17 protein-coding genes are annotated in these 18,636 nt (G+C 70.3%); 11 read left to right on the top strand and 6 right to left on the bottom strand.

Annotated features, from left to right (window positions below; all coding sequences use genetic code 11):
* The first annotated feature begins 5 nt into the window (after nt 1-5).
* The 10 genes from ACTJKJ_RS02640 to ACTJKJ_RS02595 all read left to right on the top strand — a co-directional run bounded on the left by ACTJKJ_RS02640 (nt 6) and on the right by ACTJKJ_RS02595 (nt 9,185).
* Entirely contained in the window at nt 6-1,016 is a 1,011-nt protein-coding gene (locus tag ACTJKJ_RS02640) for an ABC transporter permease subunit (RefSeq protein WP_091729016.1), read from the top strand.
* A gap of 88 nt (nt 1,017-1,104) precedes the next feature.
* Complete coding sequence (locus tag ACTJKJ_RS02635; RefSeq protein WP_440819563.1) at nt 1,105-1,974, top strand: ABC transporter permease subunit; 870 nt, start codon at nt 1,105-1,107, stop codon at nt 1,972-1,974.
* Nucleotides 1,974-2,918, top strand: a complete 945-nt coding sequence (locus ACTJKJ_RS02630) for an ABC transporter ATP-binding protein (RefSeq protein WP_091729022.1) — start codon at nt 1,974-1,976, stop codon at nt 2,916-2,918. Before ACTJKJ_RS02635 ends, ACTJKJ_RS02630 begins: the two co-directional genes overlap by 1 nt.
* A gap of 35 nt (nt 2,919-2,953) precedes the next feature.
* On the top strand, nt 2,954-3,931 hold the full coding sequence (locus ACTJKJ_RS02625; RefSeq protein ID WP_440819562.1) for a peptide ABC transporter ATP-binding protein: 978 nt from the start codon (nt 2,954-2,956) through the stop codon (nt 3,929-3,931).
* A gap of 231 nt (nt 3,932-4,162) precedes the next feature.
* Nucleotides 4,163-4,414 carry a type II toxin-antitoxin system Phd/YefM family antitoxin gene (locus ACTJKJ_RS02620; protein ID WP_091729025.1) on the top strand — a complete coding sequence of 84 codons (252 nt, stop codon included), beginning with the start codon at nt 4,163-4,165 and terminating at the stop codon, nt 4,412-4,414.
* Complete coding sequence (locus ACTJKJ_RS02615) at nt 4,401-4,769, top strand: type II toxin-antitoxin system RelE family toxin (protein ID WP_440819505.1); 369 nt, start codon at nt 4,401-4,403, stop codon at nt 4,767-4,769. Before ACTJKJ_RS02620 ends, ACTJKJ_RS02615 begins: the two co-directional genes overlap by 14 nt.
* A gap of 85 nt (nt 4,770-4,854) precedes the next feature.
* On the top strand, nt 4,855-6,453 hold the full coding sequence (locus ACTJKJ_RS02610; RefSeq protein WP_440819504.1) for an ABC transporter substrate-binding protein: 1,599 nt from the start codon (nt 4,855-4,857) through the stop codon (nt 6,451-6,453).
* Nucleotides 6,454-6,558: 105 nt separating this feature from the next.
* Nucleotides 6,559-7,461 (top strand): LysR family transcriptional regulator, encoded by a 903-nt coding sequence (locus tag ACTJKJ_RS02605; RefSeq protein ID WP_183483400.1) that lies wholly within the window; start codon nt 6,559-6,561, stop codon nt 7,459-7,461.
* Entirely contained in the window at nt 7,458-8,066 is a 609-nt protein-coding gene (locus tag ACTJKJ_RS02600; protein ID WP_440819503.1) for a M15 family metallopeptidase, read from the top strand. The genes ACTJKJ_RS02605 and ACTJKJ_RS02600 overlap by 4 nt, the downstream gene beginning before the upstream one ends.
* Nucleotides 8,067-8,108: 42 nt before the next feature.
* On the top strand, nt 8,109-9,185 hold the full coding sequence (locus ACTJKJ_RS02595) for a S66 peptidase family protein (protein ID WP_440819502.1): 1,077 nt from the start codon (nt 8,109-8,111) through the stop codon (nt 9,183-9,185).
* A gap of 209 nt (nt 9,186-9,394) precedes the next feature.
* Here ACTJKJ_RS02595 and dacB read toward each other — a convergent pair whose 3' ends face one another.
* Nucleotides 9,395-10,828: a D-alanyl-D-alanine carboxypeptidase/D-alanyl-D-alanine endopeptidase gene (gene dacB / locus ACTJKJ_RS02590; RefSeq protein WP_440819501.1), complete on the bottom strand. Its 1,434-nt coding sequence runs from the start codon at nt 10,826-10,828 to the stop codon at nt 9,395-9,397.
* Between the two features lie 225 nt (nt 10,829-11,053).
* Here dacB and ACTJKJ_RS02585 point away from each other — a divergent pair, with 225 nt between their 5' ends.
* On the top strand, nt 11,054-13,963 hold the full coding sequence (locus tag ACTJKJ_RS02585) for a TonB-dependent receptor domain-containing protein (protein WP_440819500.1): 2,910 nt from the start codon (nt 11,054-11,056) through the stop codon (nt 13,961-13,963).
* A gap of 74 nt (nt 13,964-14,037) precedes the next feature.
* On the opposite strand, the gene ACTJKJ_RS02580 is transcribed toward ACTJKJ_RS02585, so the two are convergent.
* The 5 genes from ACTJKJ_RS02580 to ACTJKJ_RS02560 form a co-directional block, all read right to left on the bottom strand.
* Nucleotides 14,038-14,385, bottom strand: a complete 348-nt coding sequence (locus ACTJKJ_RS02580) for a helix-turn-helix domain-containing protein (RefSeq protein ID WP_297379940.1) — start codon at nt 14,383-14,385, stop codon at nt 14,038-14,040.
* The gene (locus ACTJKJ_RS02575; protein WP_440819499.1) at nt 14,378-14,665 is read right to left on the bottom strand and encodes a type II toxin-antitoxin system RelE/ParE family toxin; all 288 of its coding nucleotides are present in this window, start codon (nt 14,663-14,665) and stop codon (nt 14,378-14,380) included. The genes ACTJKJ_RS02580 and ACTJKJ_RS02575 overlap by 8 nt, the downstream gene beginning before the upstream one ends.
* Nucleotides 14,666-14,854: 189 nt before the next feature.
* Nucleotides 14,855-15,763, bottom strand: a complete 909-nt coding sequence (locus ACTJKJ_RS02570; protein WP_440819498.1) for a S66 peptidase family protein — start codon at nt 15,761-15,763, stop codon at nt 14,855-14,857.
* Nucleotides 15,764-15,781: 18 nt separating this feature from the next.
* Nucleotides 15,782-17,011, bottom strand: a complete 1,230-nt coding sequence (locus ACTJKJ_RS02565; protein ID WP_440819497.1) for a serine hydrolase — start codon at nt 17,009-17,011, stop codon at nt 15,782-15,784.
* A gap of 96 nt (nt 17,012-17,107) precedes the next feature.
* Nucleotides 17,108-18,508, bottom strand: a complete 1,401-nt coding sequence (locus ACTJKJ_RS02560; protein WP_440819496.1) for a D-amino acid dehydrogenase — start codon at nt 18,506-18,508, stop codon at nt 17,108-17,110.
* Nucleotides 18,509-18,636 lie beyond the last annotated feature (128 nt).

Below are 18,636 nucleotides of genomic sequence, written 5' to 3'. Positions count from 1 at the left end.
CTGCCTTGCTGAACTTCTTCCTCCGCCGCCTGGCCACCTTGCTGCCGACGCTGATCGGCGTGACGCTGGTCGCCTTCGGCCTGATCCGACTGGTGCCGGGCGATCCGATCGCGATCATGATGGGCGAGCGCGCGCTGGACGAGGCCACGCATGCGCGGCTGATGCACGAGCTCGGCCTGGACCAGCCGCTGTGGCGCCAGTACGCGGACTATGTCGGCGGCCTGCTGCACGGTGACCTGGGGCGATCGCTGGTGTCGCACGAGCCGGTCTCGCACGAATTCCGCGCGCTGTTTCCGGCCACCGCCGAGCTGGCGCTGTTCGCGCTGCTGCTGGCGATCGTGCTGGGCATGGCCCTGGGCATCGCCGCGGCGCTGCGTCGCGGCTCGCTGCTGGACCAGGGCGTGATGGGCGTGGCCACGGTGGGTTATTCGATGCCGGTGTTCTGGTGGGGGCTGATCCTCATCATGCTGTTCTCGGTCGGACTGGGATGGACGCCGGTGTCGGGCCGCATCGCCGTCGAGTACGACGTGCAGCGCGTCACCGGCTTCATGCTGATCGACGCGGCGCTGCACGACGAGGCCGGCGCCTGGCGCTCGGCGCTGCGCCACCTGCTGCTGCCGGCGCTGGTGCTGGGCACCAGCACGACGGCGGTGATCGCGCGCATGACGCGCTCCAGCCTGCTGGAGGTGCTGCGCGAGGACTACATGCGCAGCGCCCGCGCCCGCGGCCTGTCGCCGGCGCGGGTGGTGCTGGTGCACGGCCTGCGCAACGCGCTGATCCCCGTCATCACGGTGATCGGACTGAAGGTCGGCAGCCTGCTGGCCGGCGCGGTGCTGACCGAGACCATCTTCAGCTGGCCCGGCATCGGCAAGTGGCTGATCGACGCCATCGCGCGCCGCGACTATCCGGTCGTGCAGGCCGGCATCCTGATCTCGGCCTGCACCTTCATCGCGGTCAACCTGCTGGTGGACCTGCTGTACGGCGTGGTCAACCCGCGCATCCGCAAGCAGGGCTGAGATGAGCATGAGCGATCCCACCCGCCCGGCGCCGACGAGCCTCCCACCCGAGATCGCGCCCGTCATCGCGCCAGTGCTTCCGCCGGCAATGCCGCCCGGCCCGCTGGCCGAGTTCTGGCGCGGTTTCTCCGCCAACCGCGGCGCGCTGGTGGCGCTGGTCGTGTTCACGCTGCTGGCGCTGGCGGCGCTGCTCGCGCCCTGGATCGCGCCGCACGATCCGGTGCGGCAGTACCGCGAGGCGATGCTGACCCCGCCGCTGTGGATGGACGGCGGCCAGGCGCGCTTCCTGCTCGGCACCGATGAACTCGGTCGCGACCTGCTGTCGCGGCTGCTGCACGGCGCGCGCGTGTCGCTCGGCATCGGGCTCGCCTCGGTCGTGCTGTCGCTGATCCCCGGCGTGCTGCTGGGGCTGCTCGCAGCCTTCCACCAGCGGCTGCTGGCGCCGGTCGTGATGCGGCTGATGGACGTGATGCTCGCGCTGCCCGGCCTGCTGCTGGCGATCTGCGTGATCACGGTGCTCGGGCCGGGCCTGATGAACACGGTGATCGCGATCGCCATCGGCAGCCTGCCGGAGTACGTCCGGCTCACCCGTGCCGCCGCGCTCGCCGAGCTCGGCAAGGACTACGTCACCGCCAGCCGCGTGGCCGGCGCGTCGACCTGGCGGCTGATGTTCTCGACGGTGCTGCCCAACTGCCTGGCGCCGCTGATCGTCAACGCCTCGCTGAGCTTCTCGGCCGCGATCCTCGAGGCCGCCGGCCTTGGTTTCCTCGGACTGGGCGTCCAGGCGCCGATGGCCGAGTGGGGCACGATGCTGTCGTCGGCGCGCGACTACATCGTGCGCGCGCCCTGGGTGGTGACGCTGCCCGGACTGGCGATCCTCGTGTCGGTGCTGAGCGTCAACCTGATGGGCGACGGCCTGCGCGACGCGCTCGACCCGCGCCTGAAGAGGGTCTCGTGATGCTGGAGATCCGTGACCTGCGCGTGCGCTTCGGCGCCTTTCCGGCGGTGGACGGCGTCGACCTCGATGTCGCGCCCGGCGAGGTGCTGGGCATCGTCGGCGAATCGGGCTCCGGCAAGTCGGTCAGCATGATGGCGCTGATGGGGCTGATCGACGCGCCCGGCGTGACCAGCGCGGCCTCGCTGCGCTTCGAGGACCAGGACCTGCTGGCGATGCCCGCGGCCGCGCGCCGACGGCTGGTGGGCAAGGACATCGCGATGGTGTTCCAGGATGCGCTGGCCTCGCTCAACCCGAGCTACACCGTCGGCCACCAGATCGAGGAGGTGCTGCGGGCCCACCTCGGCCTGCGCGGCGCGGCGGCGCGCCAGCGCGCGCTGGAGCTGCTGCAGCAGGTCGAGATCCCCGACGCGGCGAGCCGACTGGGCGCCTATCCGCATGAACTCTCGGGCGGCATGAACCAGCGCGTGATGATCGCGCTGGCGATCGCCTGCTCGCCCAAGCTGCTGATCGCCGACGAACCGACAACGGCGCTGGACGTGACGATCCAGGCCCAGATCATGGACCTGCTGCTGCGCCTGCAGCGAGAGCGCGGCATGGCGCTGGTGATGATCACGCACGACCTCGCGGTGGTGGCGGAGATGGCGCAGCGCGTGGCGGTGATGTACGCCGGCCAGGTGGTCGAGACGGGCCGGCTGCCCGATGTCTTCGAGTCGCCGCGGCATCCCTACACGGCGGCCTTGCTGGCCGCGATCCCCGAGCACAACCGCGGCGGACGCCGCCTGCAGGCGCTGCCGGGCATCGTGCCGGGCGCGCTCGACCGGCCGTCGGGTTGCCTGTTCTCGCCGCGCTGCCCGCGTGCGCAGGACCGCTGCCGCGCGCAGCGGCCGGCGCTGGACGCCGGCGTGCGCTGCTTCTATCCGCTGAGCGAGGAGACCGCCGCATGAGCGCCGCCGACGACGCGCCGATGCCGGCGTTCTCGATGTCCGGGGCGGACGCGACGACAGGCGCTGCGCCGGTGCTGCAGGCGCGCGAGCTGGCTCGCCACTACCGCGTGAGCCGCGGCTGGTTCGCGCCGGCCGCGACGGTGCGCGCGCTGGACGGCGTGAGCTTCGAGCTGGCGGCGGGCAAGACCCTGGCGGTGGTGGGCGAGTCCGGCTGCGGCAAGTCCACGCTGGCGCGGGCGCTGACGCTGATCGAGGCGCCGAGCGCCGGCACGCTGCGCATCCATGGCCGTGATACCGCCGACGCGGCCGCGCGCAAGGCCTTGCGGCGCGAGGTGCAGATGGTGTTCCAGAACCCCTACGCCGCCTTGAATCCGCGCAAGACGATCGCGTCGACGCTGGCGGAGCCGCTGATGATCAACACGACGCTGGGCCGTGCCGAGCGGCGGGAGCGGATCGAGGCGCTGGCGGCCAAGGTCGGCCTGCGGCCGGAGCACCTGCAGCGCTACCCGCACATGTTCTCGGGCGGCCAGCGCCAGCGCATCTCGATCGCGCGGGCGATGGTGATGCAGCCCGGCATCGTGATCGCGGACGAGCCGACCTCGGCGCTGGACCTGTCGATCCAGGCGCAGATCCTCAACCTGTTCATGGACCTGCAAGAGGAGTTCGGCACCGGCTACGTGTTCATCTCGCACAACCTGGCGGTGGTGGAGCATGTGGCCGACGAGGTGATGGTGATGTACCTGGGTCGCGCGGTGGAACACGGCGACAAGCGCCGCATCTTCGCGCGGCCGCTGCACCCGTACACGCAGGCGCTGATCAGCGCGACGCCGGCGCTGCGTCCGGCCGACCGCCGCCAGCGCATCCGCATCCACGGCGAGCTCCCGAGCCCGCTCAAGCCCCCGACCGGTTGCGCGTTCCACCAGCGCTGCCCGCTGGCCCTCCCGCGCTGCGCCGAGGTCCGCCCCGAGCTGCGTGAGCTGGACGGGCGGCTGGTGGCGTGTGATGTGATCTGAGCCTGCGATGGCAACGGGGGACGCGGCTCAGCCCCCCGTTCCAAGTCAGCAATTCGACTGGTCGATGCGATTGCCGATCCGAGCGGGTCCAAGTGAAATGACGTCCCCTTCGTTCCGACAGGTGACCTCATGCCCCTCCGTACGCCCGAGTTCTCTGCCCCGCCCTTGAGCCGTCCCTACCGACCGCGTCTCGAGGCGACACCCATAATCGTCTCGCCTGAAGGAGCCGATATGGAAGCCAGCGACCACGAACTCACCGTCACCCTCTCCGAGTTCAAGAAGCAGACGGCGCTCGTCCTGGACGCCGCCAACCATCGGCCGATCACCGTGCTTCGCAACGGCCATGCGGCCTTCTACGTGATGGATCCCCTCCTGTACGAGGCCATCATGGACGACCTCGCGGACCAGGCCACCTACAAGAAGACGATCGAGCGCCTCGCGGACAAGTCCACGCTGATCGAGGTCGACCTTGACGAACTCTGAACCGCCACCGGGACCCCGCCCGTATGGCCTGCGCTTCCTTCCGCAAGCCTGGGATGAATGGCGGGCGCTGGACGGATCGATTCGCCAAGCGCTCAAGGGCTTGCTGATCAAGCGACTGCGTCGTCCTCATGTGCCGGGGTCGGCGCTGAAGGGCGAGCTCTCCGGCCTCTACAAGATCAAGCTGCTGCGGCAAGGCATCCGCCTCACTTACGGCGTCGAAGACGGCCTGCTGATCGTGATCGTGTTCTGCGTTGGCAAACGGGAGGGCGCCTTGGCCTACCGCATGACGCTGGTCCGCCTCAAGCAGGCGAGAGGGGCGGGCAACGGGCTGCCGCTGAAGCCAGCGCCCGCATAACCCGGTGTTATGGTCCAACCGCCCCATTTCAGTTGTGACCGTCGCACCGGCGTTTCGACAATGCGCCGGCTAGCCCTCCCCCCCGATGCGCCCTGCCCTCTCCCTCTCGCTGGCCGCGTGGCTGCTCGCGGCACTGCCCGTCGTCCAGGCGGCCGATGCCGCCGCGCCCAAGCCGCTGGTCTACTGCACCGACGCCAGCCCCGAGGGCTTCGATCCCGGCCTGTGGGATTCCGCCAGCACCAACAACGTCAACAACCAGATGTTCCAGGGGCTGGTCCGCTTCGAGCGCGGCGGCACCGCGCTGCAGCCGGCGCTCGCCACCGCCTGGACCATCAGCCCCGACGCCCGCGTCTTCACCTTCACGCTGCGCGAGCACGTCCGCTTCCACACCCGCCCGTGGTTCACCCCCACGCGGCCGATGAACGCCGACGACGTGCTGTTCACCTTCGGCCGCTTCCTCGACCGCGAGCACCCGTTCAACAAGGCCTTCCCCGCCAACTTCATCTATCCGCAGAACCTGGGCCTGGCCAAGGCGATCACGAAGATGGAGAAGCTCGACGACCGCACCGTCCGCTTCACCCTCGCGCAGCCCAACGTCACCTTCGTCACCTGGTTCGCGATGGCCTTCGCCGGCATCCAGTCGGCCGAGTACGGCGCCCAGCTGCTGCGCGAGGGCAAGGCCGCGCAGATCAACCGCCTGCCCATCGGCACCGGTCCCTACCGCTTCCGCAGCTATGCCAAGGACGACGTCGTCCGCATGGAAGCCAACCCCGACTACTGGGGCGAACCGCAGAAGACGCAGAAGCTGATCTTCACCATCAGCCGCGAAGCCGCGGTGCGGGTGCAGAAGCTGCTTGCCGGCGAATGCCAGATCACCTCGCCGCTGCGCGACATCGACGTCGCCGCCATCGACCGCCATCGCGAACGCATCCGGCTGGAGAAGATCCAGGCGCTCAACATCTCCTACCTGTCCTTCAACCTGCGCAAGCCGCCGACCGACAACCGGCTGGTGCGCGAGGCGCTGGACATCGCCGTCGACCGCGACGCGATCTTCCGCGCGCTGTTCCCGCGCGGCGACGCGATGCAGGCGGTCAACCCGTTCCCGCCGGCCATCCCCGGCTACAACCGCGCGCTGAAGAACGAGTACGACCCCGAGCGCGCCAAGGCCCTGCTCCGGCAGGCCGGCTTCCCGGACGGCCTGGACATCGACCTCTGGGCGCTGCCCGTCACGCGCCCGACCAACCCCAACGGCCAGTTGATGGCGCAGTTGATCCAGCAGGACTGGGCCCGGATCGGCGTGCGCGCGCAGATCCGCACCTACGAATGGGGCGAGTACCTCAAGCGCGCCAACGCCGGCGAGCATTCGGTCTACATGAGTGGCTGGTCCGGCGAGAGCGGCGACGCCGACGACTTCCTGACACCCAACCTCAGCTGCGCGACCAACAAGTCGGGCGTCAAGTTCTGCAACGCCGAGTTCGAGCGACTCATCGACGCGGCCCGCGCCACGCCCGACCAGGCGCGGCGCATCGCGCTCTACGAGCAGGCGCAGGTGATCTTCAAGCGCGAGCGCCCGTGGATCACGATGGCACACTCGACGGTCTACATCCCCACCAGCAAGGACCTGCGCGGCTTCAGGATGCAGCCCAACGGCGGGGTGGTCTTCGAGAACGTCTACCGTGAATAAGCCTGCTCTTCCTCTTCGCGCGCTGGCCCGAGCGCCGGGCCGCCCCCAGCCGGGCCGGGCCCCCTCGGGGGGCCGGACGACGTATTCGTCGGACGGGGGGCCGACATGAGGCTTCGTCACATTGAAGTCTTCCACGCCATCATGCAGGCCGGCACGATCAGCGGCGCGGCGCAGTTGCTGCACATCTCGCAGCCGGCCGTCACGAAGGTGCTGCAGCACTGCGAGCTGCAGCTGGGCATGCCGCTGTTCGACCGGGTGCGCGGCAAGCTCTATCCGACGCCCGAGGCGCAGCGGCTGTTCGTCGAGATCGACAAGCTCAACCGCGACCTCGTCGCCATCCGGCGCCTGGCGGCCAACCTGCGCAGCGGCGAGTCCGAATCGCTGCGCCTGATGGCCACGCCGACGCTGGGCGCCGCGGTGATCCCGGCGGCGATGACGCACTGGGCGCAGGCCTTCCCGCGCAGCCGCTGCCAGCTCAGCACCAACCACACCCGCGAGATCGTCTCGGCGCTGCTGCTGGGCGAAGCCGACCTGGCGCTCAGCCTGCAGGACCCGCGCCATCCCGGCATCAAGGCCGAGGTGCTGGCCAGCGGCACGATGATGGCGCTGTGCCCGGTGCAGGGTCCCGAGGCGCAGGGCAGCGGCCCGCTGCCGCTGGAGGAGATCCAGTCCGAGCTGATCGCGATGGCCGAGGACGACCCGCTGGGCCACATGCTGCACAACGCCAGCGAGGCCGAGGGCCGGCACCTGGACAGCCGCATCACCGTCCAGACTTACCAACTCGCCCGCGCGCTGGTGGAGGCGGGCGTGGGCATGACCGTCGTCGATCCGTTCACCGCCGCGTCGGCCGACCCGACCCGGGTCAAGGTCCGGCCGCTGGCGCCGCCAATGGCCATCCACCTCTACCTGCTGACCTCCGCCAGCGCGCCGCTGGCCCAGGCGGCGCGCCGGCTGGTCACCTACCTGCGGGACGCGGCCCGCGCCAACCTGGACAGCCTCGCCGGATGAATGCCATTCCCTGCGAAGAGATCGCGGCGCATGCCGAGTTCCGCTCGCTGCTGATCATCCCCGGCATCGCGGTGGACCTGCGCTACGCGACGCCTGACAACTTCGTCGGCCGCAATGTCTACGGCGGCCTGGACTGCGCCTTCCTGCGCCGCGAGGCGGCCGATGCGCTCGCCGAGGCCGCCGCCTGGCTGGGCCGCCACTGCCCCGGCCTGACGCTGGTGGTGCTGGATGCGCTGCGGCCGCAGCGGGTGCAGGAAGCGCTGTGGGCCGAGCTGGAAGGCACGCCGCTCACCAAGTACCTGGCCCACCCGGCGCGGCGCTCGATCCATTCATTCGGCATGGCCGTCGACGTGACCCTGCTGGACGACCAGGGCCGCGAACTCGACATGGGCACCGGCTTCGACGAAATGACGCCGGCGTCCCACCCCGAGTTCGAGGCCGAGCAACTCGCCGCGGGCGGCCTCACCGCGGACCAGCTGCGCCATCGCGGCTGGCTGCGGGCAGCGATGCGCCATGCCGGCTTCCAGACCATCACGACCGAGTGGTGGCACTTCGATTTCGGCGACCGCGAGCGCGTACGCCGCGAGCTGCCGCTGGTGCTGTGAACGGCGACCGGCGCCACCCGCCTGCTTCTTCCGGAGTTCCTCATGACCGCCTCCCGCCGCCACCTCCTCACCGGCGCCGCCGCGGCCGCCGCACTGGGCGCACTGTCGCCGGCGGGGGCGCAGACCGCCGCGCCGGCCCGCGCCGCACGGCCCAATGCCGCGCCCGAGCTGCTGCGCGCGCGGCGGCTGCGCGCCGGCGACACGATCGCGCTGGTCAGCCCCGCCAACGCGACCTATGAGCGCGAGCCACTGGAGATCGCCGTCGAGTCGCTCGAGGCGCTGGGCTTCAAGGTCAAGCTCGGGGCCAACGTGCGCGGCCGTTACGGCCAGTTCGGCGGCACCGACGTGCAGCGCGCCGCCGACATCAACGACGCCTTCGCCGACGACGAGGTGGCCGGGATCCTGGCCCTGACCGGCGGGTCAGGATGCAACCGCATCGTCGACAAGCTGAACTACGCGCTGATCCGCCGCAAGCCGAAGTTCTTCGGCGGCTTCTCTGACCTGACCAGCCTGGTCAACGCGATCCACAAGCAGACGGGGCTGATCACCTTCCACTGCCCGGTCGCGGGCTCGGAGTGGAACGAGTTTTCGCTCCAGCATTTCCGCGCCGTGGCGATGGACGCGCAGGCCGACCTGCTGCAGAACCCGCAGGGCGAGCGCGGCGCCCACCTCGTCCAGCGCGAGGATCGCATCAGCACGCTGCGACCGGGCCTGGCGCGTGGACCGCTGGTGGGCGGCAACCTGGCGGTGCTGAGCTCGCTGGCCGGCTCGCCCTACTTCCCCGACACGCGGGGCGCGATCCTCTTCCTGGAGGAGGTCAACGAGTACATCTACCGCGTCGACCGCATGCTGTCGACGCTGCGGCTGTGCGGCGCGCTGGACCAGCTGTCGGGCGTGGTGCTGGGCAAGTTCACCCAATGCGGGCCCGGGGATGGGAGCTACGGCACGCTGACGCTGGATGAGGTGTTCGACGACTACTTCCTGCCGCTCAACATCCCGGTGTACCGCGGGGCGATGATCGGCCACATCAAGCGCAAGTTCACCGTGCCGGTGGGGCAGCCGGCGGAAATGGACGCGACCGCGGGAACGGTGCGCTTGCTGTCGCCGGCGGTGACCTGAAGACCCTCACCCCTGCCCTCTCCCGCAAGCGGGAGAGGGAGTTCGAAGCGCAGCGCGGCGCAGTCATCCCCTCGCCCCCTTTGGGGGAGAGGGAAGGGTGAGGGGGCTCGTGCCACGGCGCTGCTGTCCTTCAACGCTTCCCTCTCCCCCGCCCTCGCTTCCTCCGGGGGAAATGAGTTCTTGCAATCGCTGGCGGCCCTCGCTGGGCCTCATTGCCGCGCCACCCAGTCGACCAGCGCGTCGATGGCGGGGCGCGCCTTCATCGCCTGCTCGTCGTTGACGATGGCGACGACGATCCAGGTCCGGCCGGTCGAGTCCGGCACGTAGCCCGCCAGCGCCACGACGTCGCGCAGCGTGCCGGTCTTCATGCGGGCCCGGCCCTCGGCCGCCGTGCCCTTCATGCGCCGCGCCAGCGTCCCGTCGACGCCCGCCACCGGCAGCGTCGCCAGCAGCTCCGGCCCGTGCGGCCCGCGCGCCGACGCCCCCAGCATCGCCGCCAGTTGCGCCGCAGTCGCCCGCTCGGTGCGCGACAGGCCTGAGCCGTTCTCCAGCGTCATGCCCGTGGTGTCGATGCGCTGCGCCGCGAACCAGTCGCGCACGACGCGCGCGGCAGCCTGGCGCGTGTCCTCGCCCGGCTGCGCCGCGGCCGCGCCCAGGCGCAGGAACAGCAGCCGCGCCAGCGCGTTGTCCGAGACCTTCATCACCGGCCGCAGCAGCTCCGCCAGCGGGCGGTCGCGATGCTGGACCAGCACGCGCGCACCCTCGGGCGTCGCGCCCTCGCGGATCTCGCCCGACAAGCTCCCGCCGAGCTCACCCCACAGCTGGCGCAAGGCTTGCGCCGTCTCCCATTGCCGGTCCAGCACGTTCAGCGACTGCGTCACCTGGCAGCCGCGCGGGAACTCGCCCGCGAGCACCAGCCGGCCCCCACCGCCGGGCAAGGGCTCGAAGCGCGACGGCATCCAGCCATCGTCCCAGTCCTTGCAGGGCTTGTCGTTGAGCCTCACCGCGCTGGCGTCGATCACCAGGGCGCCGAACTGCGGGAAGGGCCGCACCGTCAGCCCGCGCTCATCGGCGGCGAGGTCGTACTGCAGCAGGCTGCCGTTGAGGTGCAGCGCGTCGGGAATGACGTTGTAGGGAAATTCCGCCTGCTCGTCGAAGCGCGGCGCGTCGATGTCCAAGCGCGACGGCTGGAACAGGCCGCGGTCGACGACGATGCCGCCGGCCAGTTCGCGCACGCCATGGCGCTCCCGCAGCTCGCGCAGCATCGCCCACAGCGCGGGCCAGTCCAGGTCCGCGTCGGCCCCGCCCTTGAGCACCAGCGGCCCGTCGAGCCGCCCGTCACGGACCTCGCCCGCGGCCAGCAGCTGCGTCTGCCCGCGGCTGCTCGGCCCCAGCCGGTCCAGCGCGACCACCGCGGTGATCGTCTTCATCGTCGAGGCCGGCGCCATCGGCCGGTCCGCGTTCAGGCGCAGGCCGGTGCCGGGCGCCTCCAGCGGATGGGCCACCACCGCCAGCGAGGCGGCCGGCACGCCGGCCTCGCGCAAGGCGGCCTGGACCGGCGCGGGCGGCGTGTCGATGAAGGTGGCGCAGCCGGTCGTGGCCAGCGCGGCGACCAGGAGGGCAAGGGCGGTGATCGATCGCATGAGGGGCGACTGTATCGGCCCGGCGCCTTTGCATTCCCGCAGGTTATGGACGCGCGACAAGCATTCATCGGGACGGAAGCAACAAATGGGTGAGGTTCCTAGGACCTTGAAATCGTCTCGTGCTTGAAGATCGTTCGCAGCTCGCAACAGGTCGATCGCCAATGGTCGCGCCTCCGTCGTTGGCGGCGTTGCAGGACGCCGGGTCCGGTTAACAAGGAGAAGGTCGTGAAACTGAATCAACTCGCTCGCTGTCTCGTGGTGGTGGGGCTGGGCGCCCATGCGGCGGCCTGGTCGCAGGAGGTCCAGAAGATGGAGCGGGTGGAGATCACCGGCTCGAGCATCAAGCGCATCCAGGACGAAGGCGCGCTGCCGGTGCAGACGATCTCCCGCCGGGACCTGGACCGCCAGGGCATCGTGTCGGCCGAGCAGCTGATCGCCACGCTCTCGGCCAACGGCAACGGCCTGGACAACCTGGCCTCCAACGCCGACGTGGTGTCGGGCCAGGCGCGGGGCAACAACGGCGCGACCTCCGCCAACCTGCGCCTGCAAGGCGCCAACGCGACGCTGATCCTGCTGAACGGCCGCCGCATCGCCGCGCACGGCCTCAACGGCGGCGTCGTCGACCTGAACCAGATCCCGATGGCCGCCATCGAGCGCGTCGAGGTGCTCAAGGACGGCGCCTCCTCGACCTACGGCACCGATGCCGTGGGCGGCGTCATCAACTTCATCCTGCGCAAGGACTACCAGGGCCTGCAGGCCAGCGCCTTCACCGACGTGACCGAACACGGCGGCGGCAACATCTACCGCGCGTCGCTGACCGGCGGCGGCGGCAACATCGACAAGGACGGCTTCAACCTGCTGGCGGTGCTGTCGGTGACCGACAACAAGCGCCTGGACGGCTCGCAGCGCGATTTCGTCAACAGCTTCCAGCCCGAGCGCGGCCTGTCGCCGGACACGCGCGGCACGCCTTTCGCAACGCTGTTCCTGCCCACGACGACGGGCACGACCATCCGCAACGTGCTGAGCCGCCCGGGCTCCAACGCCAACACCGGCCCGCTGTACAACGGCGCCGCGATCAACAGCGTCAACATCCTGGACCTGCCCGGCCAGGCCGGTTGCGCCTCCCAGCCGGGCATGGGGCCGTATGCGGAGAAGCTGTGGAACTCGGCCTCCGCCTCGCCGGCCAACCAGTTCGGCTGCGCCTGGGACACCGGACGCGCCGCAGTCATCCAGCAGCCGGTCAAGAACACCAACCTGGTCACTCGCGGCCAGCTCAAGCTCGGCGAGCACCTGCTGACCGGCGAACTGCTGCTGGGCAAGTCGGAGTCGACCAAGTACTTCTCGCCCAACCAGATCAGCAGCGCCGCGTCGACCTCGACGCTGGGGCTGCCCAACGGCACGACCACGCGCAACCCCTTCGCCGACCTGGCCTATCCGTCCAGCGGTGCCGGCTACCAGCGGGTGTTCGACGCGCTGGTGGCGCAGTTCCCCTCGCTGGCCGCCAACCAGGGCCTGCCGATGACCTTCCGCTGGCGCTGCATGGAATGCGGCGAGCGCGCCATCGGCACCGACACCGACACCGGCCGCTACCTGCTGAGCCTGGACGGCCCGCTGCCCTTCCTCAAGGACTGGGACTACAAGGCCGGCGCCTCACACGCCTACAGCAAGAGCACCTCGACGCTGGAGAGCGGCTATCACAACTACGTCGGCCTGGCCAACCTGATCAACACCGGCGTGCTCAACCCCTTCCTGCTGGCGGGCGAGTCGCAGACGCCGGCGGCGCTGGCGGCGCTCAACGCCATCTCGGCGGCGGGGACGGAGCTCTATGGCGGCAAGTACACGACCGACCAGTTCGACGCCACCGTGTCGGGCCCGGTCTTCAAGCTGCCGGCGGGCGAGGTGATGGCGGCGCTGGGCGTGGACTACCGCATCGAGAAGTACCGCTTCGACGGCAACACCTCGGTCAACACCAACGACATCAACACCTGGGTCTACAACGCGCCGTTCGACAACATCAACGCGCTGAGCGGCGTGAAGCGCAAGGTGGGCGCGATCTTCGGCGAGACCATCATCCCGATCGTCAAGAACCTCGACCTGAACCTGTCGGTGCGCTATGACAAGTACACCGGCTTCGGCAGCACGACCAACCCGAAGGCCTCGGTGCGCTACCAGCCGCTGGAGAGCCTGGTGTTCCGCGCGTCGTACAGCACCGGCTTCCGGGTTCCCACCTTCAACCAGCTGTTCAACGGCGTGACCGAGTCGCCCTACACCGGCGCCGGCGTGCCGGATCCGGCGACCTGCCCCGGCAACGTGGTGAGCAACGCGCCGGGCTGCCAGGCGATCACCTTCAACACGCTCTTCGGCGGCAAGCCGGACCTGCGGCCGGAGGAGTCGAAGATGTCCAACATCGGCTTCGTGTGGCAGCCCTCGCCGGCCTTCAACATGAGCGTCGACCTGTGGGACATCAAGCGGGACGGGCAGATCCAGAGCCTGACGCTGTCGCAGATCCTGAACAACTACCAGCTCTTCCCCGAGGCCTTCCTGCGTGACAGCACCGGCGCGCTGAAGATCGTCGACACGCGCTGGATCAACACCGGCGAGACGCGCACGCGCGGGCTGGAGCTGTCGATGCGCGGCAGCACGCCGCTCAACGGCGGCCGCCTGACGGCCGGCCTGGATGGCACCTACCTGCTGGAGAAGAAGTCCAAGCTGCTGGACAACGTGCCCTTCGGGCCGAGCGAGGTCGGCCGCTTCACGCGCTCGAGCGAGCTGGGCCTGCGCTGGAAGCACAGCGCCTACATCACCTACGCTTATGGCGACTGGGCCTGGTCGCTGCGCCAGCAGTACTCGACGGGCTACTACGGCTACGTGCCGCCGGGCATCGCCAACGGCAACGCGACGGCGCCGGCCTTCGACCCGTGGGTCAAGCCGTACTACCTGCACCACGTCAGCGTGGCCTACACCGGCATCAAGAACCTGACGATCACGGCCGGCATCAAGAACATCCTCGACCAGGGCCCGCCGTTCGCGAACAGCTACGACAGCAACACCGGCTCGGGCAGCTCGTGGGAGCCGCGTGTCGCCGACCCGCGCGGGCGCTCGTTCACGCTGGGGCTGGACTACAAGTTCTTCTGATCGCTCCGATGGCCTACCGCCTCGCGCGGCGGCCTCGGACACACGAAAGCCCGCCGGGGAACCGGCGGGCTTTTTTACGCCTTGCCGCCCAGTGCGGCCGAGGTCAAGGGGAAGACGCGTTTCACGCCCTGCTCCCGGATCGTGTGCAGGAATCGCAGGAGCGGACCGGTCGGTCGATCCAGCCCTTGCTCGTAGCGGCGCAGCAGCCGCGCTGTCGTGCTGAGCATGTTCGCGAAGACATAGAGGCTGAGGTCCGCCTCCTCCCGGATGGCCCGGACCTCGTCGGGCGTCAGCGGCGCCGGCGGTGCAATGCCGCACCAGGCCAGGCGTTGCATTCGTTCATCGCTGGCACACCCGCAGGCATGCAAGGCCCGCCCGGTCTTCACCATGCGGTCAATCGAGTCGTACTTGCGCTTACGCATCACAGATCACCTCCTTCAATATTCCCGAACTGATAGCCCACGCCAACTGGTCGCCATGCATCTCTTCCAAGAGCGCATTCGCTTCCTTGCATCCCTGCATCCGCGCGTCATCGATATTGGCGAGGACGTTCTTCGCATAGCCTTCGATGAAGAACCATGGCGCGCCCGGTCGATGGGCGACGATCACGCGGAAGCCATCGCGTCTGCCGGCGCCGGATCGTGCAATCCGCTTCTTGAAGAGTCCACTACCAAGATCTGCATCGATCAGGCCGCGTTCCATTTCAGCCACGGCACGGCAGAGATCACCGTCTGCGCATGCCCTGCTTGCGCCTCCACTTTTGAAAGCCTGGGACCAGATACACGGCGCGAGCCATGTCGACCTCCTCGCATCTTCGTGGACGAGAAGAGTGCCAGGTCTTGCGTGGCAAGTCGTCGCCCTGAAGTCGGCCCTCCGATGGAGGCAACCTGTTCAGGCTTCGAGCGTCCCCGCCACCGAATCCAGCGTCACCGCGACACCGATCGGCAGCGGAAGGTTCGGCGACGTATGGCCGCTTGGCCAACCGGCAAGCACCGGCACGCCGAGCCCGCCGAAGTAATCGGCCAGCACCTCATCCGGCGAGTCCGCATCGCTGAAGCTGCCCAGCAGCACGCCCGTCAGCTGGTCGAGCGCGCCGCTCAGGCGCAGCTGGCACAGCAGGCGATCGATCTTGTAGGGATCCTCCCCGACGTCCTCGAGGAACAGCACCGAGCCCCGCAGGTCGGGCATGAACGGCGTGCCCAGCAGCGCCACGAGCACCGCGAGATTGCCTCCCGTGAGCACGCCGCGAACGGGCGCTGTCCCGCGATTCAGCGGATGCGGTGCGAGCGCGGGCCCGAGCCGCTCCCCTTCCCGCAGACCCCGTCGCAGCCGCTGCGCGAGCGCGACGGCATCGGCCCATCCCGACTCCCCCTTGCACCAGTCCGAGGCCGGCATCGGCGCATGCCAGCTGGCGAGGCCCTCCTGCTGTCGCAGCGCCATCAGCGCCGTCAGGTCGCTGTAGCCGATCAGCGGCTTCGGGAAGCGGCGCAGCAGCGCGCGATCGATCCGGTCCAGCAGCCGCATGCAACCGTAACCGCCGCGCAGGCCGATGACGGCGTCGACGTCGGGATCGGCCAGCGCGGCCTCCAGGTCGTTCAGCCGCCGGTCGTCGTCCGCCGCGAGATGGCCGAGGAACGCGGGACCCGCGCAACCCGGGAACACCTTCGCGCGAAAGCCCAGCCGCTCGATCATCGGCACGACCTGATCGAGCCCGCCCTCGCGCGGCGGACCGGCGGGGGCGATGACGCCGAGGCAGGCACGCCCGGGCAGGGGAGGCAGCAGCAGGGTGGTGGAAGGCATCACGATCAACCGTCGAGTTCAGGCCTCGAGCCACGCCGCCATCCGTGCGTCGATCGCGGCGCCGAGCGCCGGGATGCGCCACGTCGTCGGGCAGCGGGGATCGGGAGCGTAGCGCGACCCGAGGCTGGTCAGCAGCGCGATCAGGTAATGGCGCTGGCGCGGCGCGATGCCGCGCACGATGCCGGCATCGGACGCGTAGTTCTCCGTGTTGCCGGTCTTGTGCGCGAACCAGACCTCGCCGCCGGCCGCGAAGCGCCGCAGGTCGCCCGGCAGCGACACCTCGCCCGCGTGCAGCGATCCGTCGGGCTGCAACCACCGCGACGGCAGCCGCGCCGGCAGGCACGGCAGCCAGCCCGGCACGCCCGCCAAGGCGCCACTCGACAGCACCTGATGCAGCGCCTGGTCCTGCAGCGCATGCATCGCCTGGTTGCGGCTCTCGGGCGACAGCCGCGGCGCGTCGGCCGCCAGCCAGGGCGCGCGGGGCGCGGTCGGGTCCAGCCACCAGAGCAGGCGCACCGTGTCCCACGCCGTCATCTGGATCTGCCCGACGCCGGACCCCGCCGCGTTGCCCCAGCCGCCCTCAGCCGTCGTGTTGGCCAGGCGCAGCGTCGTCAGCCCGAGCGACGCGAACAGCGCATGCAGCTCGTTGCGCACCTCGCGTCCTCCGTCGCGGCGGATCGCGCCGACCGCATGCATCAGCGTCACCAGCGCCGAGGTCGCCTCGTTGCTGCTCCAGGTGACCATGTCATAGGCCCAGTCGGCTACCACGCGCTCGCGGCCGCCGTATTCCAGCGACTGCCACCAGCCAGCGCGTCCCTGGTCGACCAGCCGCCCGATGCCGACCAGCACCATCAGCTTCAGCAGCGACGCCGGATAGGGCGCGACCACGCGGCCGCCGCCCTCGCCCACGGCGCCCGCGAGTGGCACCCAGTCCATCGCGGACCAATCCGAGCCCGGGCGCCACGCGATCGAGTTCCCGTCGGCATCGCGCTGGTCCGCCAGGAAGCGCAGGTTGCGCACCGGCCCGCCATCGGCCGGCAGCTCGGCGATCAGGCCCTGCGGATGCTCGCGCGAGAACGCCACGTTCGCCCACACCGGCGGTCCCGATTCGGGGAAGGCCGCGACGGCCAGGTCGATGCTGGGGAAGTGCCGGATCGGTCGCCCCTCGTCCTGCGGATCCAGCGTCGCGCCGAAGTCCTGCGCCAGGACCGCCTCGCGCAAGGCCTGGGCCAGGGCGGCGTGGGTCAAGGGCTGGGCGGGACGGGCGCCTGGACGAAGCGGCGCGCGGCCGTCCGCCGGCGCGGCGGGCGAGGGCGCGCTGCGTCCGTCCGTCACCGCGAACCCTCAGGCAGCGCGCAGCTGCAGGCCGTCCAGCGCGATCGGGCTGGGCTTGCCGGACACCAGGTCGGCCACGATGCGGGCCGAGCCGAAGGAGAAGGTGAAACCCAGGGCGCCATGGCCGACATTCAGCCACAGCCCGCGCAGCGGCGTCTCGCCCAGCATCGGCGCGCCGGACGGCGTGGCCGGCCGCAGCCCGGCCCAGGGCACCGCGCGGTCGTAGTCGGCGGCCTTCGGGAAGGTCTCGCGCACATTGCGCTGCAAGGCTGCCAGGCGCTTGGGATCGATGCGGGTGTCCTCGCCGACCAGATCGACCATCGCCGCCACGCGCAGCTGCTGACCGATGCGGGCGTAGAGCGTCTTGCGCTCGAAGTCGGTCACGCTGACGGTCGGCGGACGGTGCACGCCGTTGATCGGCGCGGACAGGCTATAGCCCTTGAGCGGATACAGCGGCAGCCGCAGGCCGACGAGCTCCGCCAGCGCCGCGCTCTGCAGCCCGGCCGCCAGCACGACCCCGCCGGTCGCCAGTTCGCCCTGGTCGGTGCGCAGCGCGACGACGCGCTCGCCCTCGACGACGAAACCGGTCGCATGCGCCTGCAGCCGTCCCTGGAAATTCGGATGCCGCGCGAGGCGCTCGCCCAGCTGGACGCTGAGCGCGTGGCAATCGGCCACGGCCTCGCCCGTCGTGAAGATGCCGCCCGCGAGCCAGTCCGCGCCGCCATCGCCCAGCGCGGGTTCGATGGCGAGGCATTCGTCCCGGGTCAACGCGCGTTCCGGTCCGCCCGGCGCGCGCGCGGCCACGCGGGCGAATTCCTCGGCCTTCCGGTAGACGACCAGCTTGCCGGGGGTGCGCAGCTCGATGGCGTCGAGGGCCGCGTGGCGTTGCAGCTCGCCGAAGCATTGCTGGCTGAAGGCGCCCAGTTCGAGCAGGCGCTCGGTGGTGCGCTGGTTGATCGGACCGCGGCAGTGGGCGAGGAAGGCGGCCAGCCAGCGCCACTGCGCGGCGGTGCCATCGGGCTTGAAGCGCAGCGGGCCGTCGGGGTCCAGCAGCCAGCGCAGCGCCTTCAGCGGCACGCCGGCATCGGCCAGCGGCGACACGTAGCGGTAGCTGAGCTGCCCGCCGTTCGCCCGGCTCGCGCCGGTGGCGAGCGCGGCCTCGCGCTCCACCAGCGTCACCCGGTGCCCCGCCTCCGCCAGGGCCCAGGCGGTGGTGACGCCAACGACGCCGCCACCGATCACCACGAGTTGCTTCATCCCGGACGAATTCATTCTTGAATGGTCCGGGAGCGTACGGATTCGCGCCGGCCTCAGCCAATGAAAGCGAGGCCGCCACCCATAACCCTGTTGAATGCGCGCAAATGCGGTGCCAGCGAGGTGGCAGCGCAGTGACGGCGCGGTGACAGACAACGCGCCAGCCGAATGACTCCCTCTCCCCGCCGCGCGGGGAGAGGGTGGGGGTGAGGGGTCTTTCGATCTGCCGCAGCGCTACGGCAAGAACCCCCTCACCCTACCCTCTCCCCCTCCCGGGGGGAGAG

It is taken from the genome of Roseateles sp. 22389 (assembly GCF_052044995.1).
Taxonomy (GTDB): Bacteria; Pseudomonadota; Gammaproteobacteria; order Burkholderiales; family Burkholderiaceae_C; genus Roseateles.
This window is presented reverse-complemented; position numbering and strand designations above follow the sequence as displayed.

Excerpts from the sequence above, each read along its gene's own strand:
- ACTJKJ_RS02570 (WP_440819498.1), bottom strand. The coding sequence starts at position 15,763 with ATGCCTTCCACCACCCTGCTGCTGCCTCCCCTGCCCGGGCGTGCCTGC.
- ACTJKJ_RS02605 (WP_183483400.1), top strand. The coding sequence starts at position 6,559 with ATGAGGCTTCGTCACATTGAAGTCTTCCACGCCATCATGCAGGCCGGC.
- ACTJKJ_RS02610 (WP_440819504.1), top strand. The coding sequence starts at position 4,855 with ATGCGCCCTGCCCTCTCCCTCTCGCTGGCCGCGTGGCTGCTCGCGGCA.
- ACTJKJ_RS02630 (WP_091729022.1), top strand. The coding sequence starts at position 1,974 with ATGCTGGAGATCCGTGACCTGCGCGTGCGCTTCGGCGCCTTTCCGGCG.
- ACTJKJ_RS02600 (WP_440819503.1), top strand. The coding sequence starts at position 7,458 with ATGAATGCCATTCCCTGCGAAGAGATCGCGGCGCATGCCGAGTTCCGC.
- dacB (WP_440819501.1), bottom strand. The coding sequence starts at position 10,828 with ATGCGATCGATCACCGCCCTTGCCCTCCTGGTCGCCGCGCTGGCCACG.
- ACTJKJ_RS02575 (WP_440819499.1), bottom strand. The coding sequence starts at position 14,665 with ATGGAACGCGGCCTGATCGATGCAGATCTTGGTAGTGGACTCTTCAAG.
- ACTJKJ_RS02580 (WP_297379940.1), bottom strand. The coding sequence starts at position 14,385 with ATGCGTAAGCGCAAGTACGACTCGATTGACCGCATGGTGAAGACCGGG.
- ACTJKJ_RS02595 (WP_440819502.1), top strand. The coding sequence starts at position 8,109 with ATGACCGCCTCCCGCCGCCACCTCCTCACCGGCGCCGCCGCGGCCGCC.
- ACTJKJ_RS02620 (WP_091729025.1), top strand. The coding sequence starts at position 4,163 with ATGGAAGCCAGCGACCACGAACTCACCGTCACCCTCTCCGAGTTCAAG.
- ACTJKJ_RS02635 (WP_440819563.1), top strand. The coding sequence starts at position 1,105 with ATGCCGCCCGGCCCGCTGGCCGAGTTCTGGCGCGGTTTCTCCGCCAAC.
- ACTJKJ_RS02625 (WP_440819562.1), top strand. The coding sequence starts at position 2,954 with ATGTCCGGGGCGGACGCGACGACAGGCGCTGCGCCGGTGCTGCAGGCG.